Here is a 20,011-nt window from a genome sequence, read left to right on the forward strand (position 1 = left end):
AGGCGTGACGCCCCGGGCGCCACGCCGGCACACTGCGGAACCCTTCATGCGTCTGTTTCACACCTCCGACTGGCACCTGGGTCAAACCCTGCACGGCCAGGAACGCGACTTCGAACACGCCTGCTTTCTCGAGTGGCTGCTCGGCCAGCTCAAGCTGCGCCAGCCCGATGCCCTGCTGATTGCCGGCGACATCTTCGACACCGTCAACCCGCCGGTCAAAGCCCAGGAACGGCTCTACGACTTCATCGTCCAGGCCCACGAACAGCAGCCCAAGCTGACCATCGTGATGATTGCCGGCAACCATGACTCCGGTTCGCGCATCGAGTTGCCGGCGCCGCTGATGCGCAGCCTGCGCACCCACGCCCTGGGCCGTGTGCAATGGCTGGATGAAGGCGAGCTGGACAGCGAGCGCCTGCTGATTCCGCTGACCAACGCCAAGGGCAAGGTCGCCGCCTGGTGCCTGGCGCTGCCGTTTTTGCGCCCCGCAGAAGTCACCGGTGCGCACCTGGGCGATGACTACCTGCGCGGCATCGCCCAGGTCCACGAAAAACTCATCGCCGCCGCCCTGCAACGACGCAAAAACGGCCAGGCGCTGATTGCCGTGAGCCATGCCCACATGGCCGGCGGCTCGATCTCGGAAGACTCCGAACGCAGCCTGATCATCGGCAACGCCGAAGCCTTGCCGGCGCGGCTGTTCGCCCCGGAGATCAGCTACGTCGCCCTCGGCCACCTGCACAAACCGCAGAAGGTCAACCGCGAAGAGCGCATCCGCTACAGCGGCTCGCCGATCCCGCTGTCGTTCTCGGAAATCGGCTATCAGCACCAGGTTCTGGAAATCGAACTGGACGGCGCCAAGCTTGCCAGCGTCGAATCGCGCCTGGTGCCGCGCGCCGTGCACCTGCAACGCCTGGGCCCGGCGCCGCTGGCCGAGGTGCTGGAGCAACTGGCCGAGCTGCCGGTGGTCGACCTGCTCGACGACCCGCAGCGCCAACCCTGGCTGGAGATCCGCGTACGCCTGGACGAACCCCTGCCCGACCTGCGCGCGCAACTTGAAAGCGCCCTGCACGGCAAGGCCGTGCGCCTGGTGCGCATCGCCGCCGAATATGCCGGCAACGGCCGCAGCGCAGACGACAGCAGCGCCGACCTGCTGGAACTCGGCCAACTGACCCCGCACGAGCTGTTCAGCCGCGCCTGGGAGCAGGCCTACGGCAACGCCGTCGATGAACAGACCCTGGCCGACTTTGCCCTGTTGCTGCAGGACGTCCAGCAGGAGCAAGAACAGCCATGAAGATTCTCGCCATCCGCCTGAAGAACCTGGCCTCCCTGGAAGGCCCGATCGAGATCGACTTCAGCGCCGAGCCGCTGGCCAGCGCCGGCCTGTTCGCCATTACCGGACCTACCGGCGCCGGCAAGAGCACCCTGCTCGACGCCCTGTGCCTGGCGCTGTTCGGCGCGGTGCCGCGGCTGAGCAACATCGGCCGCGAAACCAAGTTGCCGGAAGTCGACAGCGACATCCTTACCAGCGACCCGCGCACCCTGCTGCGTCGGGGTTCGGGCAGCGGCTTTGCCGAGGTGGATTTCGTCGGCATCGACAGTCGTCGCTACCGCGCCCGCTGGGAAACCAACCGCGCCCGCGACAAGGCCAACGGCAAGCTGCAAGGCAGCCGCCAGAGCCTGCATGACCTGGACAGCGAGCAACTGCTGAGCAACCAGAGCAAGGCCGAATACAAGCAACTGATCGAGTCGCGCCTGGGACTTAATTTCGAGCAGTTCACCCGTGCCGTGATGCTCGCCCAGAGCGAGTTCAGCGCCTTCCTCAAGGCCGATGACAAAGAGCGCAGCGAGCTGCTGGAAAAGCTCACCAACACGGCGATCTACAGCCAGTTGGGGCGCCGCGCCTACAGCAAGAGCAAAGAAGCCGAAGAGGCGCACAAAGCCCTGCAGGACCAGGCCAGCGGCGTGCTGCCCATGGCCGCCGAGGCTCGCGCCGAACTGGACCTGCACTACACCCAAGCGCTCGACGGGTTCAAGGCCGAACAGGCGCAACTGCGCCTGCTCGAACAGCAACGCAGCTGGCTCAGCGAGCTGCTGCAACTGCAAGAGCAAGTGCAGGCCAGCAGCGCGCAACTGCACAGCGCCCAACACCACCACGATAGCCTGCACGGTGAGCGGCTGAAGCTTGCGCGCCTGGAACAGTTGGCGCCGCAGCGTCACCAGTTCGCCCGCCAGCAGGCGCTCAATGCCCAGCTCAGCCCGCTGGCCGCGAGTATCGCCGCGCAGCGCCAGCAACATGAACAGTTGCATAGCCGTCAGCAGCAGCTGCAGGACGAACAGGCCAAGGCCCGCGAAGCCCTGGGCCTGGCCCTGGCACAACAAAGCGACAGCGCACCTGCGCTACGCCAGGCCTTTGCCGAACAAAACACCCTGACCCGTTTGCAGCAGGAGCTGACCAACAGCACAGGGCTCAAGCAGCAGGCCGAACAGGCCAGTGCCGAAGGCCAGCAACAGCTGCTGAGCCTCAATGAGCAGCAACGCCTGAGCGAACAACGCTTGCAGCAGATCGGCGCGCAGCTTGAGCAAAGCGTGGCGCTGGCTGGCTTGAGCGAAGCCTGGAATGCCTATCGCCACCGCCTGCAGCAACTGATGCAACTGGGCAACCGCCTCAACCAGGGCCGTGCCGAACTGCCGGGCCTGCAGCAACGCGCCAGCGAGGCGCACGCCCAGCTTGAAACGCAACGCGCCGCCCTGGCCCTGCTCTACCGCGAAGCCGAGGCCGAACCCGAGGCACTGGCCGAACAGATCGGCCTGCTTGGCGAGCTGTTGCAGAAAAACCGCCAGCAGCAACGCCAGGTCGAAGAACTGAGCCGGCTGTGGAGCAACCAGCAAGAGCTCGAACAGCGCCTGCAAGCCCTGCGCGAACGCCAGCAAGCTGCCCTGCAACAACGCGAACAGCTGATCAGCGAAGGCCTCAATGGCAAAAACCAGCTGACCGCCGCCGAACAGGCGCTGAACCTCACTCGCCAGTTGCTCGAACGCCAGCGCCTGGCCCGCAGCCAGAGCGTCGAAGAACTGCGCGCGCAATTGCAGGACGACCAGCCCTGCCCGGTCTGCGGTAGCCAGGAACACCCTTACCATCAGCCCGAAGCCCTGCTGCAAAGCCTCGGCCGCCACGACCAGAACGAAGAAGCCAATGCCCAGCAGGTGGTCGACGGGCTGAAGAAGCAACTCGATGAGCTGCGCACGCAACTGGGCGGGGTCAACGGCCAGATCAAGGAGTACCTGCACCAGCAGGAGCAACTGGGCAGCCAGCAACAGGCGCTGCTGCCCAGCCTCCAAGCGCACCCGCTGTACCCGTCGCTGGCCGCTCAGGACGCAAGCCAGCGCAGCACCTGGCTGGACTTGCAGGCACGCAACCTGAACCACGACATCGGTCGTGACGAGCAGCGCCAGAACGCCCTGCTGACCCTGCAAAAAGACGCCAGCCGCCTGCAACAGCAGCTGCAGGCAGCCCAAGAAGCCAGCCAGCAGGCCAGCCAGCACCTGAGCCAGCAGCAAACAGCGCTGGCCAGTGACGAAGAACGCCTGGAACAGGAACTGGGCAGCTTCGCCAGCCTGTTGCCCGCTGACATCCTCAACGACCTGCGCCAGGAGCCGGCCGCCGCCTTCATGCGCCTGGACCAGCAACTGGCCCTGCGCCTGGACCTTTTGCAACGGCAAAAGGACGAACAGCAGGAACATGCCGAGCGCCAGCAGAGCCTGGACAAAGCCCAGCTGCAGCAACAGGCGCGGGTACAAAAACACGAAGAGCTGCAACAACAGTGCACTGAGCTGGAACACCAGCATCAAAGTAGCCGCGACAGCCTCACCGCCCTGCTCGGCGAACAGGCCAGCGCCGAACACTGGCAGCAGCATCTGGAACAGGCCGTGGAGCACGCACGCCAGGCTGAAACCCAGGCGCTGCAACAACTGCAGCAAACCCAGGCGCAACTGATCGAACTGGCCGCCGAGCTCAAGGCCAAAGACGAACGCCTGAGCAACCTGGAACAGGAACACAACGAGGTTCGCGCGCAGATCGAACAATGGCGCCAGGGCCACCCGGAGCTGGACGACAGTGGCCTGGAGCAATTGTTGGCACTGGACGACAACGCCGTAGCGCAGCTGCGTCAGGGTCTGCAGGACGCCGAAAAAGCCATCGAACAGGCCCGCACCCTGCTGCAGGAGCGCCAGCAGCGCCTGGACCAGCATCAGGCCCAGGGCAACGCCGAGCTCACCCGCGAAGCCCTGGAGCAGGTAATCGACAGCCTGCAGCTACAGCTGGCGGCCAGCGAACAGACCTGCGCCGAACTGCGTGCCGCCCAGGCTGAAGACCAGCGCCGGCAACTGGCGCACCAGGCCCTGGCCGAACGGATCGCCAGCGCCTACGGCGAATGGCAGCGCTGGGCGCGGCTCAACGCCCTGATCGGCTCGGCCACCGGCGACACCTTCCGCAAGATCGCCCAGGGCTACAACCTCGACCTGCTGGTGCACCACGCCAACGCCCAATTGCGTCAGCTGGCCCGGCGCTACCGGCTCAAGCGCGGTGGCAGCCTGCTCGGTTTGCTGGTGCTGGACACGGAAATGGGCGACGAGCTGCGCTCGGTGCATTCGCTGTCGGGCGGTGAAACCTTCCTGGTCTCGCTGGCCCTGGCCCTGGGCCTGGCATCGATGGCCTCAAGCACCTTGCGCATCGAGTCGCTGTTCATCGACGAAGGCTTCGGCAGCCTTGATCCGGAGTCGCTGCAACTGGCCATGGACGCCCTCGACGGCCTGCAGGCCCAGGGCCGCAAGGTCGCGGTGATCTCCCACGTACAGGAAATGCACGAGCGTATCCCGGTGCAGATCCAGGTGCGTCGCCAGGGCAATGGCCTGAGCACGGTGGAGGTCAGCGGATGATCCTCTACTCGTTCCGCCGCTGCCCGTGGGCCATGCGTGCGCGCCTGGCGCTGCGCTATGCCGAGTGTCCGGTAGAAATTCGCGAAGTCAGCCTCAAGGCCAAACCTGCCGAGCTTCTGGCACTGTCGCCCAAGGGCACGGTACCGGTGTTGAGTGCAGACGGCCTGGTGCTGGAGGAAAGCCTGGAGATCATGCGCTGGGCCCTGGCCCGGCATGATCCGCAAGACTGGCAACTGGCGGCCGACCCGCAGGCGGCGCAGGCCGCCGAGGCGCTGATCGAGCGCAATGATCGCCAGTTCAAGGTGCAGGTCAATCTGTACAAGTACGCTGAACGCTACCCACAGCACTCGCGTGAGGAGTACCGGGCACAGGCTGAACCCTGGCTGGCCGAGCTGAATGAGCGACTGGCGCACCAGGCCTACCTGTTCGCTGACCATCCAAGCCTGGCGGATGCGGCGTTACTGCCATTGATGCGCCAGTTCGCCGGGGTCGAGCCTGAATGGTTTGCCCAGGCGCCCTACCCGCACTTGCGGGCGTGGCTGCAGGGTTGGCTGGAGTCGGCGCTGTTCAAGGCGATCATGGCGCGCTAGGCTTGTGGTCCAGCGCAGCGTAGAAGTTGGCGCTTTGTTGCAGGTACTTCTGGGTGTAGCTCTGGGTCGACGATTTGCGCTCGCTGAGCTCGACGTGGGCGTTGGCCGGCAGGACCACCGAAGCAGAAATGGCGGAAGCGGCGATGACCGGGAAAAGGTTGAAGTTCATGGCGCTGACCCTCGAAGTCTGTGGTTTGAAGTGGCCATCTGGGGCCGTGGTTCAAACTTACGCCGCTGGCGCGGCGCACAGAAATTCATTGCAGCAGTAGCAAACATCAGCGCAATTGATAGTCAGTTGACGAACTTCAGGTCCGAGGGCGCATCCTGGGCCAGCTTCTGCACGGTTTCACCGAGCAAGCCACTGCGCGGATCACGGCGGATCACCACGATCTGGTTACTCTTCTGATTGGCCACCAGCAGGAACTTGCCGCTCGGGTCGAGGGTGAATTCCCGAGGATGATCACCTTCGACACTGCGCCGCTGCACCTGCATCAGCTTGCCGGTCTTGTCATCGACGGCAAACACCAGCAGCTCGTTGGCCGTACCGCGGTTGCTGACATACAGAAAGCGCCCGTCAGCCGACAGGTGCAAGGCCCCCGCCGCGCGGGCCGAGGCATCCCCCTGGTCGGTCAAGGGCAGGCGCTGCAGTTCCAGCAGCTTGCCGTCCTGGTACTCGAACGCCACCACTTGCGCGCTCATTTCCAGGGTCAGGTAGGCATGCTTGCCGTCGCGGTCAAACAGCAAATGGCGCGGCCCGCTGCCCGGCGGCAGGCTTACCGGCTCCACCGCGCTCAGGGGCTGGGTGGGGCTGGCACCGTCGTAACGGTAGACAAACACCTTGTCGGCGCCAAGATCACTGGCGAACACGTACTTGCCGTCGTCCGAGGACACCACCGAATGCACGTGCGGCCCGGTCTGGCGCTCCGGGTTGACGCCGCTGGGCTTGTGCCGGTCTTGCTGCACCGAGGCCTGCAAACGGCCTTTACGGTTCACCGGCAACACACTGAGGCTGCCGCCCGGGGCGGGCAACACGCCGTAGTTGGCGACGAACAGGTAGCGCTGGTCATGGCTGAGGCTGGAATGGGTCGGCTCGTCGCCCAGGCTGGGCACCTGGTTCAGGGCCTTGAGGCTGCCGTCCTTGCCGATGGCAAAACTGCTGACCTGACCGTTGCCGGCGCCATTCTCGTTGACCGCGAACAGCAGGCGCTTGTCGACCGAGAGGGTCAGCCAGGACGGGTTTTCACTGTTGAGCACCTGCAGCGGCGTGGGGTCGATCTGGCCGCTGTCGCTGTTGAAGCGATAACGGTAGATGCCCTCGCTGCTGCCTGCGGTGTAGCTGCCGACCAGTAGCTCATGGGCCTGGGCGGTGAACATCAGGCTCATGCTACTGGCGATCAGCAGGTTCTTCAGCAGGCGCGTCATCGTCATCCTCTTCGCGGGCACTAAAGGCACTCATACAGACTAGCCGATGCTCGCCGGTGTCGGCCGTGATCAGCCAGTCGGTACCTTCGAGCCGGGCGGCGCCGATCTGCTCGGGGGAGAACGCGTATTTTTTCAAGGCGCGGCCGTCCATCAATTCGATGCACAGGCCGGTTTCGTCGAAGCGGAAGTCAAAAGCGTGCAGGCCGTCGACCAGGAGCATGTTGCAGGATTCGAGGGCTTGGGAGAGGGTTGTCATTGCAGGAATATCACTGGCGGGAAACCCCCATGATACCTGAAAGCATCGCGGGTCAAGTCGGATCGCCGCACCGCCGCTCCCACAGCCAGGGTGGGAGCGGCGGTGCGGCGATCCGACTTGCCCCGCGATTGCCGCATCAATGGGCGAAAATCGAACCGCCCTGCTTGCCCGCCATTTTTTCCGGCTTGATCAGGAACCGCGCCAGTGCCGGCAGCAGCCACAACGCGCCGAACATGTTCCACAGCAGCATGAAGGTCAGCATCAGGCCCATGTCGGCCTGGAACTTGATCGCCGAGAAGATCCAGGTGCACACGCCGATGGCCAGGCACAGGCCGGTGAACAGCACCGCCTTGCCGGTGGACTTGAGGGTCTGGTAGTAGGCTTCCTGCAGCGGCAGCCCGGCACGCAGGAAACTCTCCAGGCGGCTGTAGATGTAGATGCCGTAGTCCACGCCGATACCCACGCCCAGCGCCACCACCGGCAGGGTCGCGACCTTGACGCCGATGCCCATGAAGGCCATCAGGGCGTTGCCCAGCACCGAGGTCAGCACCAGCGGCAGGACAATGCACAAGGTTGCGGCAAACGAGCGGAAGGTGATCATGCACATCACCGCCACGCAGATGTACACCAGGATCAGGATGGTCAGCTCGGCCGACTTGATCACCTCGTTGGTGGCCGCCTCGATACCGGCGTTACCGGCCGCCAGGAGGAATTCCAGGCCTTCCTTGTTGTGGGTGTCGGCAAATTCCTGCACCGCCTTGACCGCGCGGTCGAGGGTCTCGGCCTTGTGGTCGTTGAGGAAGATCAGCACCGGCGCCAGCGAGCAGTCGGCGTTGTACAGGCCGTCGGCTCGGGAGATGGAGCTGTTGAGCACGTCCGGGTTGCGCGACAGGCTTTCCCATTTCAGGTTGCCCTCGTTCATGCCCTTGATCATCTGCTTGGACACGGTCACCAGGGAGATCGCCGATTGCACCCCCTGGGTGTTCTCCATCTTCCACATCAGCTCGTCGATCGGCGCCATGGTCGAGTGCACCGAGCAGCCTTCGGTCGGGGTCTTGACCATGACCACCAGCACGTCGGAGCTGGTCGAGTAGTTGTTGATGATGAAGGCGTTGTCCTGGTTGTAGCGCGAGTCCGGACGCAGCTCCGGCGCGCCCTGGTCGAGGTCGCCGATCTTCAGGTTCTGGCTGTACCAGAGGCCGCCACCGAAGGCCAGCAAGGCCAGGACGATGGACACCGGCGCGACCTTGGCGCTGGCAAAATTGGACAGCAGGCGCCAGAACGGATGCTCGCGGGTGGCGTCCTTCTTGCTGCGCTCGATGGCCTTCTTGCTGATGCCGACATAAGAGATGGCGACCGGCAGCAGGATCAGGTTGGTAAAGACGATTACCGCCACACCGATCGAGGCACCGATGGCCAGCTCGCGGATCACGCCGATGTCGATGATCAACAGGGTGATGAAGCCCACGGCGTCGGCCAGGATGGCGATCATCCCCGGCAGGAACAGCTGGCGGAAGGTGCGCCGGGCCGCGGTCAGGGCGTTGTCGGCATCACTGGACTGCAAGGCGATGCCGTTGATCTTTTGCACCCCGTGGGAGATGCCGATGGCGAAGATCAGGAACGGCACCAGCATCGAGTACGGGTCAAGACCGAAACCCACCGCATGCATCAGGCCCAATTGCCAGACCACCGCCACCAGGGTGGTGATCAGCACCGCGATGGTGCTGCGGATACACCAGGTGAACCAGTACAGCAGCACCCAGGTGATCACCAGGGCGATGCCGAAGAACATCGCCACCATCATCAGGCCGTCGATCAGGTCACCGACCTTCTTGGCGAAGCCGACGATGTGCACCTTCACGTTGGGGTTCTGGGCCTGGAACTTGTCGCGGATCTTCTCTTCGAGCTGATGGGAGAATTGCTGGTAGTCGAGCTTGATCAGCCTGCCCTGGTCCTGCGGGTCGGGGTAGGACTCCAGCAGCGGGATGTCGATGATGCTCGACTTGAAGTTGTTGGCCACCAGGCGCCCGACCTGCCCGGACTTGAGCACGTTGTTGCGCAACTGGTCGAGGCTGTCGGCCGAGCCGTCGTAGGTCTGCGGGATCACCTCGCCGCCGGCGAAGCCCTCTTCGGTCACTTCGGTCCAGCGCACGCTGGGGCTCCACAGCGACTTAAGCCCGGAGCGGTCGACGCCGGGAATGTAGAACACCTCGTCATGCACCTGACGCAGGGTTTCCATGTAGTCCTTGCTGAAGATGTCGCCGTCGGTGGCCTCCACCGAGATGCGCACGGTGTTGCCGAGGTTGGCCAGGTCGTTGCGGTGTTCGAGCATCTTCTCGATGAACGGATGCTCGAGCGGGATCATTTTTTCGAAGCTGGTGGACGGACGAATCTGCGTGGCCTGCCAGAACAGGAACACGCTGACCAGCAGGCAGATGAGGATCACCACCGGGCGGTTATTGAAGATCAGGCGCTCAAGCAAGGTCGCCTTGTCCTGATGGTGTTGCTGCTGGTTCATGTTGAACTGCTCCTGACGGGTCATGGCTGCACTCCTTCGGCGCCCTGGGCCGAAGCCAGGTGCACGCCACCCTGGCCCACCAGCACCAGGCGCCCTTCATTCAGCCCGCTGACGCCGGCCAGGGCAATGCGATCGGCCCGGTTGAACACGCTGAAGCTCTGACCGTCGTCGCTGCTGCGCAGCACGCTGCCGCCATTGCCCACGAGTACCAGGCTGCCATCATCGAGAAGCGTAGCGCTTGCCAGACCAAATTCGAGGTTGCCGCGCGCGGCTTTCAATTTGATCTGTTGCCAGGTGTCGCCAAAATCGCTGGAACGGTAGAGGTTGCCGCGCAAGCCGTAGGCCAGCAAGGTGCGTGGCTGGGCGGTGCCGGTGACGCCGAACAGCGAGCCTTCATAAGGGCCTTCGAGCTTTTCCCAGGTCTGGCCGTCGTCGCTGGAGCGGAACATGCTGCCCTGCTCACCAACGATGAACAGGCCGGCGTCTTTTACCGCGGCGATGCCGTTGAGGTGGAACTGGTCATCGTTATGCAGCCGATCGCCGACATCGTTCCAGTGCTTGCCACCGTCGGTGGTTTCCAGCAATGCGCCATAGGCGCCCACGGCGATGCCGTGCTGGGTGTCCTTGAACCAGACATCGAGCAGCGGCGCTTCACGCGCCAGGTCTTCGAATTGTTTGCTCCAGGTAGCGCCGCCGTCGGTGCTGGCGAGGATCTGCGCATCGTGGCCGACCGCCCAGCCGTGCTGGTCGTCGACAAAATAGACGGCGGTGAGCAGTTGCCGGGTCGGCACCTTGGCCTGGGTCCAGGACTTGCCCTGGTCATCGGAAAACAGGATATGGCCACGATCACCCACGGCGACCAGGCGTGCGCCGGCCTTGGTGACGTCCAGCAGCAAGCTTTTTACCGCCTTGGACGATTGGGTGGAGTAGTCATCGGTTTGCGCGGCTGCGGCTTCGGCCGTATTGGCCCACAGCCCGATTGCCAAGACCAGCAAGCCGCTGGCGGCCAATGCCCAAGGGCGATTGCCGGCTTTACGCGCAGCAGCGCCGAGACCCGCCATGACAGGCTCAGTCATAGATCTATCCCCCGTTTATTGTTATTTGGGTCAATCTATATGCAGGTACTGCAAAAACCGTGTTCCAGAGCCCCGCAATAGCTGAGAGCCATCCTATCGGGGTTTGCAAAGGGCTGACAACGAACGGGACGTTATCTTTTGTTAAGCGCAGGATTTGCGGGGAAGCAATCGCGGGTCAAGCCCGCTCCCACAGGGTCGGTGCATGCAGTTCCCTGTGGGAGCGGCGGTGCGACGCCTCGACTTGACCCGCGATAGGGTCTTCAGGCCAGACTTTTGCTCACAACCTCATACACATCGCTGGACAACGAACCCGACGCCAGAATCCGCTCCAGCTCGCCTTTCATCAACGCCTGACGGGCGCTGTCGTATTTGCGCCAGCGGGTCAGCGGCGCCAGTTGCCGCGAAGCGATCTGCGGGTTGAGGGCGTTGAGCTCGATCACCAGGTCCGCCAGGAAGCGATAGCCCGAACCATCGCCGGCATGGAAGTTGACCAGGTTCTGCCCGGCGAAGGCACCGATCAGGGCGCGGACCTTGTTCGGGTTCTTCATGGTGAAGGCCGGGTGCTGCATCAGCGCCTTGACCCGCGCCAGGCCGCCCGGCAGGGTGCTGGCCGCCTGTACGCTGAACCATTGGTCCATGACCAGGGGGTTGTCCTTGAAGTGCTCGGCAAAGCTTTCCAGGGCCTTGGCCCGCTGCGTCTCGAACGGCGAGTTGACCAGCACGGCCAGGGCGGTGAGGCGCTCGGTCATGTTGTCACAGGCGTCAAACTGCTCCAGGGTTGCAGCCAGCACTTCGGGCCGGGCGCTGAGCATCAGGTACGAGAGCACGATGTTCTGCAGGCTGCGACGGGCAAAGTGCTCGGCTTCGGCAACGTACTCGGTGCCACGCGATAGCGCGCGGTTGGCCTGGTAGCGTGCGTTGAGGGCATCGAACAGCTGCTCGGCGATCTGCTTGCGGGCGAACTCGCGGGCGGCGTGGATGGCATCGACGTCAGCCACTTCGCTGATTTCGGTGAGGTAGGCTTCGCTGGGCAGCGAGAGCATCTCGGCGACCATGGCCTGGTCCAGTTGCTCGTTGGCCAGCACCGTACCCAACGCGGTCACCAGGCGCTGATCCAGCATTAGCTTGGCGCCCTGCTGGTGCTGGGCGATCAGTTCCTGCAGCACCTGTACCGACAGTTGCTGGCCGGCTTCCCAGCGATTGAAACCATCGCTGTCGTGCTGCATGAGGAACATCAGCTGGTCACGGTCATACGGAAAGCTCAGCTTGACCGGGGCACTGAAGCCACGCAGCAAGGAGGGTAGCGGCTTGGCAGCGATGCCCTCGAAGGTGAAGGTCTGCTCGGCTTCGGTGACCGACAACACCCGCGAGGTGCCGTCTGCTGCCGCTTCACCTTGCAGGCGCAGGGCAATGTCGTTGCCCTGGGCATCGAGCAGGCCCAGTTCCACCGGGATCACGAATGGTTTTTTCTCGACCTTGTCCGGGGTGGCCGGGCAGCTCTGGCGGAACGTCAGGCTGTAAGTCTGCGTGGCGCTGTCGTAAGCCTCGCTGACTGCCAGGCGCGGCGTGCCGGCCTGGCTGTACCAACGCTTGAACTGGGTCAGGTCGACGCCGTTGGCGTCTTCCATGGCCTTGATGAAGTCATCGCAGGTCACGGCCTGGCCGTCATGACGCTCGAAGTACAGGTCGCTGCCTTTACGGAAACCCTCGGCGCCCAGCAGGGTGCGGACCATGCGCACCACTTCCGAGCCCTTCTCGTACACGGTCAGGGTGTAGAAGTTGGAGATCTCGATGAAGCTGTCGGGGCGCACGGCGTGGGCCATGGGCCCGGCGTCTTCGGCGAACTGGTGGGTGCGCAGGTAGGCGACGTCCTCGATACGCTTGACCGTGCGCGAGTTCATGTCGGCGCTGAACTCCGAGTCACGAAACACCGTGAAGCCTTCCTTGAGCGACAGCTGGAACCAGTCGCGGCAGGTCACGCGGTTGCCCGACCAGTTGTGGAAGTATTCGTGGGCGACCACCGCCTCGACCCGCTGGTGCGCAGCGTCGGTGGCGGTTTCGGCGCGGGCCAGCACGCAGCTGGAGTTGAAGATGTTCAGGCCCTTGTTTTCCATGGCGCCCATGTTGAAGTCGTTGACCGCGACGATCATGAAGATGTCCAGGTCGTACTCGCGGCCATAGACTTCCTCGTCCCAGCGCATGGACTTCTTCAGGCTGGTCATGGCGTGCTGGCACTTGTCGATGTTTTCCGGCTCGACATAAATGCGCAGGGTCACGTCACGGCCCGACTGGCGGGTGAATTTGTCTTCGACGCACCACAGGTCACCGGCGACCAGGGCGAACAGGTAGGCCGGTTTCATGAACGGGTCTTCCCAGGTTGCCCAATGCCGGCCATCTTCCTGCGGGCCAGTACCGACCGGGTTGCCGTTGGACAGCAGCACCGGGTAGCGATGCTGCTCGGCGATCACCGTGGTGGTGAACTTGCTCATCACGTCCGGGCGGTCGAGGTAGTAGGTGATCTTGCGAAAACCCTCGGCCTCGCACTGGGTGCAGAACATGCTGCCGGACTTGTACAGGCCTTCGAGGGCGGTGTTGCGCTCGGGGTGGATCTTCACGCTGGTGTCGAGGGTGAAGGTCGCAGCCTTGGGCTGTACGGTCAGGTGGCTGTCATCGAGCTGGTAGTCGCCGGCGGCCAGGGCCTGGTCGTCCAGGGCGACGCTGAGCAGCTCCAACTGCTGGCCGTCGAGCACCAGCGGCGGCAGGCCGGCACCACGGGCCGGATTGCGGCGCATGACCAGCTGCGCGTGGACCAGGCTGTGGTCCTCGAACAGTTCGAAGGTCAGGTGGGTCTCGTCGATCAGGTATTCGGGGGCCTGATAGTCCTTGAGGTAGATCACTTGCGGCTGTTCGGTACGCATGTGGCGGTCCTTTTTTACTGATGCACGGCGAGCTGGTACGCCGTGTATTTGCGAATATTGATCACGCCGGTGTCGAAGATCAGGTACTGGCCCTTGATGCCCAGCAGCGTGCCTTCAGCCACGGGATTCTTATCCAGGTTAAAGCTGACGATCTTGCTCGGGTAGGCCTCGACCGGGTAGCGGATTTCCAGCACTTCACCATCATTCAACGGCTGCACGGCCTGTAGGCCGAATCGTGCCTGCAGGGCAGTCAGGCCCTCGGCGCAGCTGTCGAACAGTTGCTGGCGCACGGCAAGCAGGTCGACCGCCTCGGCATCGCCCTTGAGCAAGGCGCGCCAGTTGGTGCGGTCGGCCACCTGGCTGCGGAACAGGTCTTCGACCAGCCCCGACTGCTGGCGGGTGGCAACCCGCACGATCGGCAGCGCCTGGCTGGCGCCCTGGTCTAGCCAGCGGGTGGGCAACTGGGTCGCCCGGGTAATGCCGACCTTGATGCCTGAGGAGTTGGCCAGGTACACCACATGATCGGTCATGCAGAACTGCTCGCCCCACGAAGGTTCGCGGCAGGTGCCCTGATCGTAGTGGCATTTTTCCGGGGCCATGATGCACACGTCGCACTGCGCAAGCTTGGTCATGCACGGGTAGCAATAACCCTGGCTGAAGCTGGTCTTGGTCTTGCGCCCGCAGTGGCTGCAATGGATGGCACCGAGGTATTCCAGGCGCAGGGTCTTGCCGATCAAGGGGTTGACCGGCACTTCCTGCTCGCCCAGACGAAAAGCGTACTGCACCACCGGCGCATCGAGACGCGCCGACATTTTACTGATGGAGCCGCGGCCGAGTTCGATCAATGGATCGCATCCGACTTGAACAGGATGTTCGGCACCGGTGCCGACTTCGAGGCGCATTCCTGCGGGCCCATGTAACCGGTACGCTGTTCTTCCGGCAGGTTCTGCAGCTCCCAGGCGATCACCGCCTGCAGCGACAGCTCTTTCTGCTCGGTGGTGAGCTTGCGCCCGTCTGCCCATTTGCCCAGCTCTACCGCCAGTTTCAGGCTCTGGTAGATTTCCGGGGTGATGTTTTCAATCATTTGCGCAAAAGTGGACATAAGGTCTCCCAAAATCAAGCGGTCAGTTTACGCCGGGCCAGCGCCCCGCCCAAGAGCCCGCTGAGGCAACCGACCAACAGCCCGCCGACATGGGCGGCGTTGGCAATCTGGCCGAAGCCGAGCAGGCTGATCAAACCGGACAGGCACAGCAGCAGCCACACCAGCATCATCACCAGCACGCCGCGCGGCATGCGATACACCGGGTTGGGCGCCAGCCACTGGTACAGCCAGACGTGCCCGAGCAAGCCGTAGAGCACCCCCGACAGGCCGCCGAACAGGCTCGGGCCGCCAAACAGGTACTGCGCAGCGTTGGACACCAGGCTGAACAGCAAGGTCAGGCCGAGCAGGTTCCATGGCCCCTGGCGCAGTTCGATGCGCCGGCCCAGTTCCCAGTACCAGAGGCCGTTCATGGCCAGGTGGAGGATGCCGAAATGCACCAGCATCGGCGTGAACAGGCGCCACCACTGGCCATCGGCAAGGCTGGCGGCCAAGGGGGTGAAGTACAGGTAGTCGCCCTGCACGCGAAAATCGAGGAAGGTCAGCCAGCTCAAGGTCGCGAAGTTGTCGCCAAGGCCAGTAAGGCCGGCGACGATCAGGCACAGCAGGAGGATCGCCGCCGTGGCCTTGCTGGCGCGCAACTGCTCGCCGATGCTCGGACGCGCCGGCGGCGCCAGGGCGGCATCGGCCGGCAGTTCGAACTCGGCATTGCCCTCGGGGAAACGCTGGTAAAGCTGGCGTACGTCTTCGGCGAGGTTCTCGGCCACCCACAACACCTGGTCACCGCCCTCCTCGCTGACCCGGTGCGGCACCTGCAGGCGCCGCAACAGGCCGACAAAGCCGCTGAGATCGGTACTCAACGGCATGCGTAATACCACCACTGCAGTCATTGGCTGGCCTCCGGCCGGTCGACATCAACCCAGACGAACTTGCGCGGGTCGATGCGGGTTTCAGCATCCAGGCGGTAAGCGACCAGTTTGCCGTACAGCACCGCACTGTAGTCCAGGCAGGCCAGGTTGGCGCGGATCGGCGCTGGTTTGCCGCTGCGCCAGTAATGGCCGACGAACAGCATCGGCTCGTCCTCGCTGTAGCGCAGCAAGGCGTTCTTCTGGCTGTGGCTGAGCGGCGCACTGGCCACCTGCTCGGGCAACGCATCGGGCTGGAAGACGATATCGCCGTAGGTCTGCGGGTCTTCTTCCCAGAACTTGGTGCGGAAAAACGCCCGGGTCAGGCCGTCGCCGCCAGTCAGGGTCAAACCGTCCGGCAGGCGCATGTCGGTGCCGCGCAACAGGCGGTTGCAGACTGTGGCGGCAAAGCTCTCAGGCACTGCCGAAGCCTGGATGAAATGCTCGTCGATGCGCCCGTCCGGGTACTGCTGGCGCAGGGGGTCGATCAGCCGCGCATCCCAGCAGGCATGGACAACGCGAAAACGCCCGGCGTCGATGAACAACGGCAGTTCGTAGAACCACTCGAGAAAGTCATGCCAGTCGCCTGGATGCTGTTCGAACTGGGTCAAGGTTTCGTAGATCAGCCGGCCGTGGCGCGGGGTGTGCTCGCGCACGTAGTGCTTGCCGCTCTCGGGCAACGCCGGGGTGTTCCAGCCCAGGGCGTTGTACTCGTGGTTGCCCATGATGCAGTGGGCCTGGCCGGCCTCGACCATGTCATGGACGATGTGCAGCGCTTCGCGAATCCGCGGGCCACGGTCGATGATGTCGCCAAGGAACACGGCCTGGCGCGACGGATGCCGCCAGACGCCACCCTGGCGCTTGTAGCCGAGGGCGTCGAGCAGGCGTTCGAGGGTATGTGCACAGCCGTGCACGTCACCGATCAGGTCGAAACTGCGAGCGGGATCGAGCATCACTCGCCTCCACCACCCAGGCGGCTGCCCCAGCCGAGCTTGGTCCGGCATACCTCGTAGTAATTGTGATCCAGCGGATGGATCAGGCGCAGCTTCTGCGGCTTCTTGTTGACCGTGATGGTATCGCCAGGCGCGCAGGTGAAATGGTTCTGGCCGTCGCAGGAAATCTGCGGGTAGATCTGCAGGTCCTTGGACACGACGATCTTGAGCTCACTGTTGCCGTCAACCACGATCGGCCGCCCCGACAGCGTGTGCGGGTACATCGGCACGATGACGATGGCGTCGAGCTTGGGGTGCATGATCGGCCCGCCCGCCGACAGCGCGTAGGCGGTCGAGCCGGTCGGCGTGGCGACGATCAGGCCGTCGGCCTTCTGGCTGCAGACGAACTGGCCATCGATGTAGATCTCGAACTCGATCATTCGCGTCGACTTGCCCGGGTGCAGCACCACATCGTTGAGGGCGTCGCCCTGGCCGATGGCTTCGGCGTGACGGCGCACTTCGGCCTGCAGCAGGAAGCGGTTTTCCACCAGGTAGTGGCCGTCGAGCACCTCGGCGACCTTGACCTCCAGCTCATCGGGGCGGATGTCGGTCAGAAAGCCCAGGCTGCCACGGTTGATGCCCAGTACCGGAATGTTGTGCCGGGCCAGGGCGCGGGCGGCGCCGAGCAGGCTGCCGTCGCCACCGACGACGATCACCAGGTCGCAGACCTCGCCCAGCAGCTTGCGGGTCGAAGTTTGCAGGCCGTGGCCGGGCAGGACTTCGGCGATGGTGTCCTCGAGGATCACGTGCAGATGCCGCGCCAGCAGGAATTTTTTCAGTCGGCGAATGGTATCGAGCACCTGGGAGCTGCCCAGACGTCCGATGATACCGATATTGCGAAATTGCTCCATGGGGCTCCAGGGCTCTGCGGCGGGTAAAGAGGCGATGCTCGCCAAAGAGTTCGATTATGGGCGAAAGCGCCGGGCAGCGGCAAACGCCGGAGAAATTCAGCAAGCGCGCAGGCTGAGCGGCTATGCTCGCAGAATGAACCCGTTTCCCAGCCTGACCGACCTGCCCCGCCAGTTGCGCCAGCCCCAGGTGCGCGACCTGGCCTGGGTGATCCTGGCGCCGCCGATGCTGCGCGACACGCCGTGGCCGCAGCGCCACCCGCTGGCGGCCAGCCGCTGGGTAGCCGAGCCTGAACAACTGCGCCAGTGGCTGCTGGCACAAGACCGCGACAGCCAGCCCCTGCTGCACTGGCTGGCCCAGGCCAGCACCCGGCGCCTGGGTTTGTACTACGAACGTCTATGGCAGTTCGTCCTCCAGCATGCTCCCGGCGTTACCCTGTTGGCTGCCAACCTGCCGATCCGCAATGGCGGGCACACCCTCGGCGAGCTGGACCTGTTGCTGCGCGACAGCGACGGTGTGCACCACCTGGAGCTGGCGATCAAGCTGTACCTGGGGCCGCAGAACGGCACGGGAGAGAACCCGGCGCAGTGGCTGGGGCCGGGTTGCCATGACCGCCTGGACCGCAAGCTTGCCCACCTGGCCGAACACCAGTTGCCGATTTCGGCGCGCGCGGAAAGCCGCGAAGCGCTGGCGGCGCTGGAGATCGAGCAGTTCAGTGCGCAATTGTGGCTGGGCGGTTACCTGCTCTACCCCTGGCCGGGGCAGGCGCAAGCGCCGCGTGGGGCCAACCCGCAGCATTTGCGCGGGCTCTGGTTGCATCAGCGGGACTGGGCGTCATTGCGGGCGCAAAGCGCGGCTGGTCGCTGGCAGCCGCTACCGCGCCATGCCTGGCTGGCGCCGGCCTGTTATCCGGCGCAGGACTGCTGGTCGGTGCAGCGCTTCGAAACCTGGCTGCAGGCCCTGGACCCGCTGGCACCGGCGCAATTGCTGGTAAGGCTGGTCGAGGGCGAGCGTGGCGAGTGGGAGGAAGCCGAGCGCTTGTTCCTGGTCTCTGACCTTTGGCCCAATCTTCCCGGGTAAATGGTTTTGTGGGAGCGGCGGTGCGACGCCTCGACTTGCCCCGCGATCAGGCCAGCCCTAAACCACCGTCAAGCGCAACGCCAGCGCCACCAGCGTCAGCAGCAACACCGGCAGCGTCAGCACAATCCCGACCTTGAAGTAATACCCCCAGCCAATCTTCACCCCCTTGCGCTCCAGCACATGCAACCACAACAGGGTCGCCAGGCTGCCGATCGGGGTAATTTTCGGCCCCAGGTCACTGCCGATCACGTTGGCGTAGATCATCGCTTCCTTGACCACCCCGGTGGCGGCACTGGCATCGATCGACAAGGCGCCGATCAGCACCGTCGGCAGGTTGTTCATGATCGACGACAGCACCGCGGTCAGCAGCCCGGTACCCAGCGCCGCACCCCACACCCCGCCGCTGGCGAATGCGTTGAGCCAACCGGCCAGGTAATCGGTCAGCCCGGCGTTGCGCAGGCCATAGACCACCAGGTACATCCCTAAGGAGAACACCACGATGTGCCAGGGCGCTTCTTTGAGCACCTTGCGCGTGGAAATCCTGTGCCCGCGTGCCGCCACCAGCAGCAACACCAGTGCACACACCGCCGAAATCGCGCTGATGGGGATGCCCAGCGGCTCAAGGGCAAAACAGCCGAGCAGCAGGATCGCCAGCACCAGCCAGCCGGCAACAAACGTCGCCGGGTCTTGCACCACGCTGCGCGGCGCATCCAGTTGCAGCGGGTCGTAGTCTGCCGGGATATCACGGCGGAAGTACCACAACAGCACCGCCAGGGTTGCCGCCACGGCAACCAGGTTGACCGGCACCATCACCGCCGCATAACGGTTGAAACCAATACCGAAGAAGTCGGCGGAGACGATGTTGACCAGGTTCGACACCACCAGCGGCAAGCTCGCGGTATCGGCTATAAAACCTGCGGCCATGACAAAAGCCAGGGTCGCCGCCGGGCTGAAGCGCAGGGCCAGGAGCATGGCCACCACGATCGGGGTGAGGATCAGCGCCGCGCCGTCGTTGGCAAACAACGCCGACACCAGTGCCCCCAGCAGTACGATGAAGCAGAACAGCCGCTGGCCACTGCCGCGCCCCCAACGCGCCACGTGCAGCGCCGCCCAGGCAAAAAAGCCAGCAGCATCGAGCAACAGGCTGATGATAATCAGGGCAATGAAGGTGCCGGTGGCGTTCCAGATGATCTGCCAGACCACCGGAATATCGCTCCACTGCACCACCCCGCAGAGCAACGCCAGCAGCGCCCCGCCCGTGGCACTCCAGCCAACGCCCAGGCCGCGGGGCTGCCAGATCACCAGGGTAATGGTCAGGAGGAATATCAGCGATGCCATCAGCATGAAGTACAAGCCTTGTAGAAATGGGGCACA

General features: G+C 64.1%; 16 protein-coding genes. 4 read left to right on the forward strand and 12 right to left on the reverse strand.

Annotation, left to right across the window (positions count from 1 at the left end):
* Positions 1 to 46: 46 nt before the first annotated feature.
* From LOY22_RS18570 to LOY22_RS18580, 3 genes are read left to right on the forward strand one after another with little or no spacing between them, the layout of a single operon-like run.
* Positions 47 to 1,288, forward strand: coding sequence for an exonuclease SbcCD subunit D C-terminal domain-containing protein (locus LOY22_RS18570; RefSeq protein WP_093380666.1), 1,242 nt, complete (start codon positions 47 to 49; stop codon positions 1,286 to 1,288).
* A complete protein-coding gene (locus LOY22_RS18575) occupies positions 1,285 to 4,932 on the forward strand; it encodes an AAA family ATPase (RefSeq protein WP_258594395.1) in 3,648 nt (1,215 codons plus the stop codon). Before LOY22_RS18570 ends, LOY22_RS18575 begins: the two co-directional genes overlap by 4 nt.
* Entirely contained in the window at positions 4,929 to 5,522 is a 594-nt protein-coding gene (locus tag LOY22_RS18580; protein ID WP_213603613.1) for a glutathione S-transferase, read from the forward strand. Before LOY22_RS18575 ends, LOY22_RS18580 begins: the two co-directional genes overlap by 4 nt.
* On the opposite strand, the gene LOY22_RS18585 is transcribed toward LOY22_RS18580, so the two are convergent.
* From LOY22_RS18585 to LOY22_RS18635, 11 genes are all read right to left on the reverse strand, one after another.
* Positions 5,509 to 5,691, reverse strand: coding sequence for a hypothetical protein (locus LOY22_RS18585; RefSeq protein ID WP_093380655.1), 183 nt, complete (start codon positions 5,689 to 5,691; stop codon positions 5,509 to 5,511). The two genes, LOY22_RS18580 and LOY22_RS18585, sit on opposite strands and share 14 nt — an antisense overlap.
* A 122-nt stretch (positions 5,692 to 5,813) precedes the next feature.
* Complete coding sequence (locus LOY22_RS18590; protein ID WP_408980951.1) at positions 5,814 to 6,905, reverse strand: lactonase family protein; 1,092 nt, start codon at positions 6,903 to 6,905, stop codon at positions 5,814 to 5,816.
* Position 6,906: 1 nt separating this feature from the next.
* Positions 6,907 to 7,200, reverse strand: coding sequence for a DUF5629 family protein (locus tag LOY22_RS18595; protein WP_258594399.1), 294 nt, complete (start codon positions 7,198 to 7,200; stop codon positions 6,907 to 6,909).
* A gap of 136 nt (positions 7,201 to 7,336) precedes the next feature.
* Positions 7,337 to 9,718: an RND family transporter gene (locus LOY22_RS18600; protein WP_093387402.1), complete on the reverse strand. Its 2,382-nt coding sequence runs from the start codon at positions 9,716 to 9,718 to the stop codon at positions 7,337 to 7,339.
* A 20-nt stretch (positions 9,719 to 9,738) separates the two neighbouring features.
* A complete protein-coding gene (locus tag LOY22_RS18605; protein ID WP_093380649.1) occupies positions 9,739 to 10,794 on the reverse strand; it encodes a YCF48-related protein in 1,056 nt (351 codons plus the stop codon).
* A 260-nt stretch (positions 10,795 to 11,054) separates the two neighbouring features.
* Entirely contained in the window at positions 11,055 to 13,712 is a 2,658-nt protein-coding gene (gene pepN / locus LOY22_RS18610) for an aminopeptidase N (RefSeq protein ID WP_195884718.1), read from the reverse strand.
* Positions 13,713 to 13,726: 14 nt separating this feature from the next.
* Positions 13,727 to 14,557, reverse strand: a complete 831-nt coding sequence (locus LOY22_RS18615) for a DUF2797 domain-containing protein (protein WP_258594402.1) — start codon at positions 14,555 to 14,557, stop codon at positions 13,727 to 13,729.
* Entirely contained in the window at positions 14,554 to 14,814 is a 261-nt protein-coding gene (locus LOY22_RS18620; RefSeq protein WP_045195064.1) for a YeaC family protein, read from the reverse strand. Before LOY22_RS18620 ends, LOY22_RS18615 begins: the two co-directional genes overlap by 4 nt.
* 14 nt (positions 14,815 to 14,828) lie before the next feature.
* Positions 14,829 to 15,701, reverse strand: coding sequence for a rhomboid family intramembrane serine protease (locus LOY22_RS18625; protein ID WP_195884720.1), 873 nt, complete (start codon positions 15,699 to 15,701; stop codon positions 14,829 to 14,831).
* Positions 15,698 to 16,669 carry a metallophosphoesterase gene (locus LOY22_RS18630; protein WP_093380644.1) on the reverse strand — a complete coding sequence of 324 codons (972 nt, stop codon included), beginning with the start codon at positions 16,667 to 16,669 and terminating at the stop codon, positions 15,698 to 15,700. The genes LOY22_RS18625 and LOY22_RS18630 overlap by 4 nt, the downstream gene beginning before the upstream one ends.
* Entirely contained in the window at positions 16,669 to 17,559 is an 891-nt protein-coding gene (locus LOY22_RS18635; RefSeq protein WP_045195070.1) for an NAD(+) kinase, read from the reverse strand. The genes LOY22_RS18630 and LOY22_RS18635 overlap by 1 nt, the downstream gene beginning before the upstream one ends.
* Before the next feature lie 133 nt (positions 17,560 to 17,692).
* On the opposite strand from LOY22_RS18635, the gene LOY22_RS18640 reads away from it, so the two are divergent.
* Positions 17,693 to 18,637, forward strand: a complete 945-nt coding sequence (locus LOY22_RS18640) for a DUF1853 family protein (RefSeq protein ID WP_093380641.1) — start codon at positions 17,693 to 17,695, stop codon at positions 18,635 to 18,637.
* Between the two features lie 57 nt (positions 18,638 to 18,694).
* Here LOY22_RS18640 and LOY22_RS18645 read toward each other — a convergent pair whose 3' ends face one another.
* On the reverse strand, positions 18,695 to 19,981 hold the full coding sequence (locus tag LOY22_RS18645; RefSeq protein ID WP_045195073.1) for an arsenic transporter: 1,287 nt from the start codon (positions 19,979 to 19,981) through the stop codon (positions 18,695 to 18,697).
* Positions 19,982 to 20,011 lie beyond the last annotated feature (30 nt).

Origin of the sequence: Pseudomonas sp. B21-035, assembly GCF_024748945.1 — a bacterium.
GTDB lineage: Bacteria > Pseudomonadota > Gammaproteobacteria > Pseudomonadales > Pseudomonadaceae > Aquipseudomonas.

Bases quoted from the DNA above. Each gene is read 5' to 3' on its own strand.
- LOY22_RS18570 (WP_093380666.1), top strand. From the start codon at position 47: ATGCGTCTGTTTCACACCTCCGACTGGCACCTGGGTCAAACCCTGCAC.
- LOY22_RS18575 (WP_258594395.1), top strand. From the start codon at position 1,285: ATGAAGATTCTCGCCATCCGCCTGAAGAACCTGGCCTCCCTGGAAGGC.
- LOY22_RS18580 (WP_213603613.1), top strand. From the start codon at position 4,929: ATGATCCTCTACTCGTTCCGCCGCTGCCCGTGGGCCATGCGTGCGCGC.
- LOY22_RS18585 (WP_093380655.1), bottom strand. From the start codon at position 5,691: ATGAACTTCAACCTTTTCCCGGTCATCGCCGCTTCCGCCATTTCTGCT.
- LOY22_RS18590 (WP_408980951.1), bottom strand. From the start codon at position 6,905: ATGAGCCTGATGTTCACCGCCCAGGCCCATGAGCTACTGGTCGGCAGC.
- LOY22_RS18595 (WP_258594399.1), bottom strand. From the start codon at position 7,200: ATGACAACCCTCTCCCAAGCCCTCGAATCCTGCAACATGCTCCTGGTC.
- LOY22_RS18600 (WP_093387402.1), bottom strand. From the start codon at position 9,718: ATGAACCAGCAGCAACACCATCAGGACAAGGCGACCTTGCTTGAGCGC.
- LOY22_RS18605 (WP_093380649.1), bottom strand. From the start codon at position 10,794: ATGACTGAGCCTGTCATGGCGGGTCTCGGCGCTGCTGCGCGTAAAGCC.
- pepN (WP_195884718.1), bottom strand. From the start codon at position 13,712: ATGCGTACCGAACAGCCGCAAGTGATCTACCTCAAGGACTATCAGGCC.
- LOY22_RS18620 (WP_045195064.1), bottom strand. From the start codon at position 14,814: ATGTCCACTTTTGCGCAAATGATTGAAAACATCACCCCGGAAATCTAC.
- LOY22_RS18625 (WP_195884720.1), bottom strand. From the start codon at position 15,701: ATGACTGCAGTGGTGGTATTACGCATGCCGTTGAGTACCGATCTCAGC.
- LOY22_RS18630 (WP_093380644.1), bottom strand. From the start codon at position 16,669: ATGCTCGATCCCGCTCGCAGTTTCGACCTGATCGGTGACGTGCACGGC.
- LOY22_RS18635 (WP_045195070.1), bottom strand. From the start codon at position 17,559: ATGGAGCAATTTCGCAATATCGGTATCATCGGACGTCTGGGCAGCTCC.
- LOY22_RS18640 (WP_093380641.1), top strand. From the start codon at position 17,693: ATGAACCCGTTTCCCAGCCTGACCGACCTGCCCCGCCAGTTGCGCCAG.
- LOY22_RS18645 (WP_045195073.1), bottom strand. From the start codon at position 19,981: ATGCTGATGGCATCGCTGATATTCCTCCTGACCATTACCCTGGTGATC.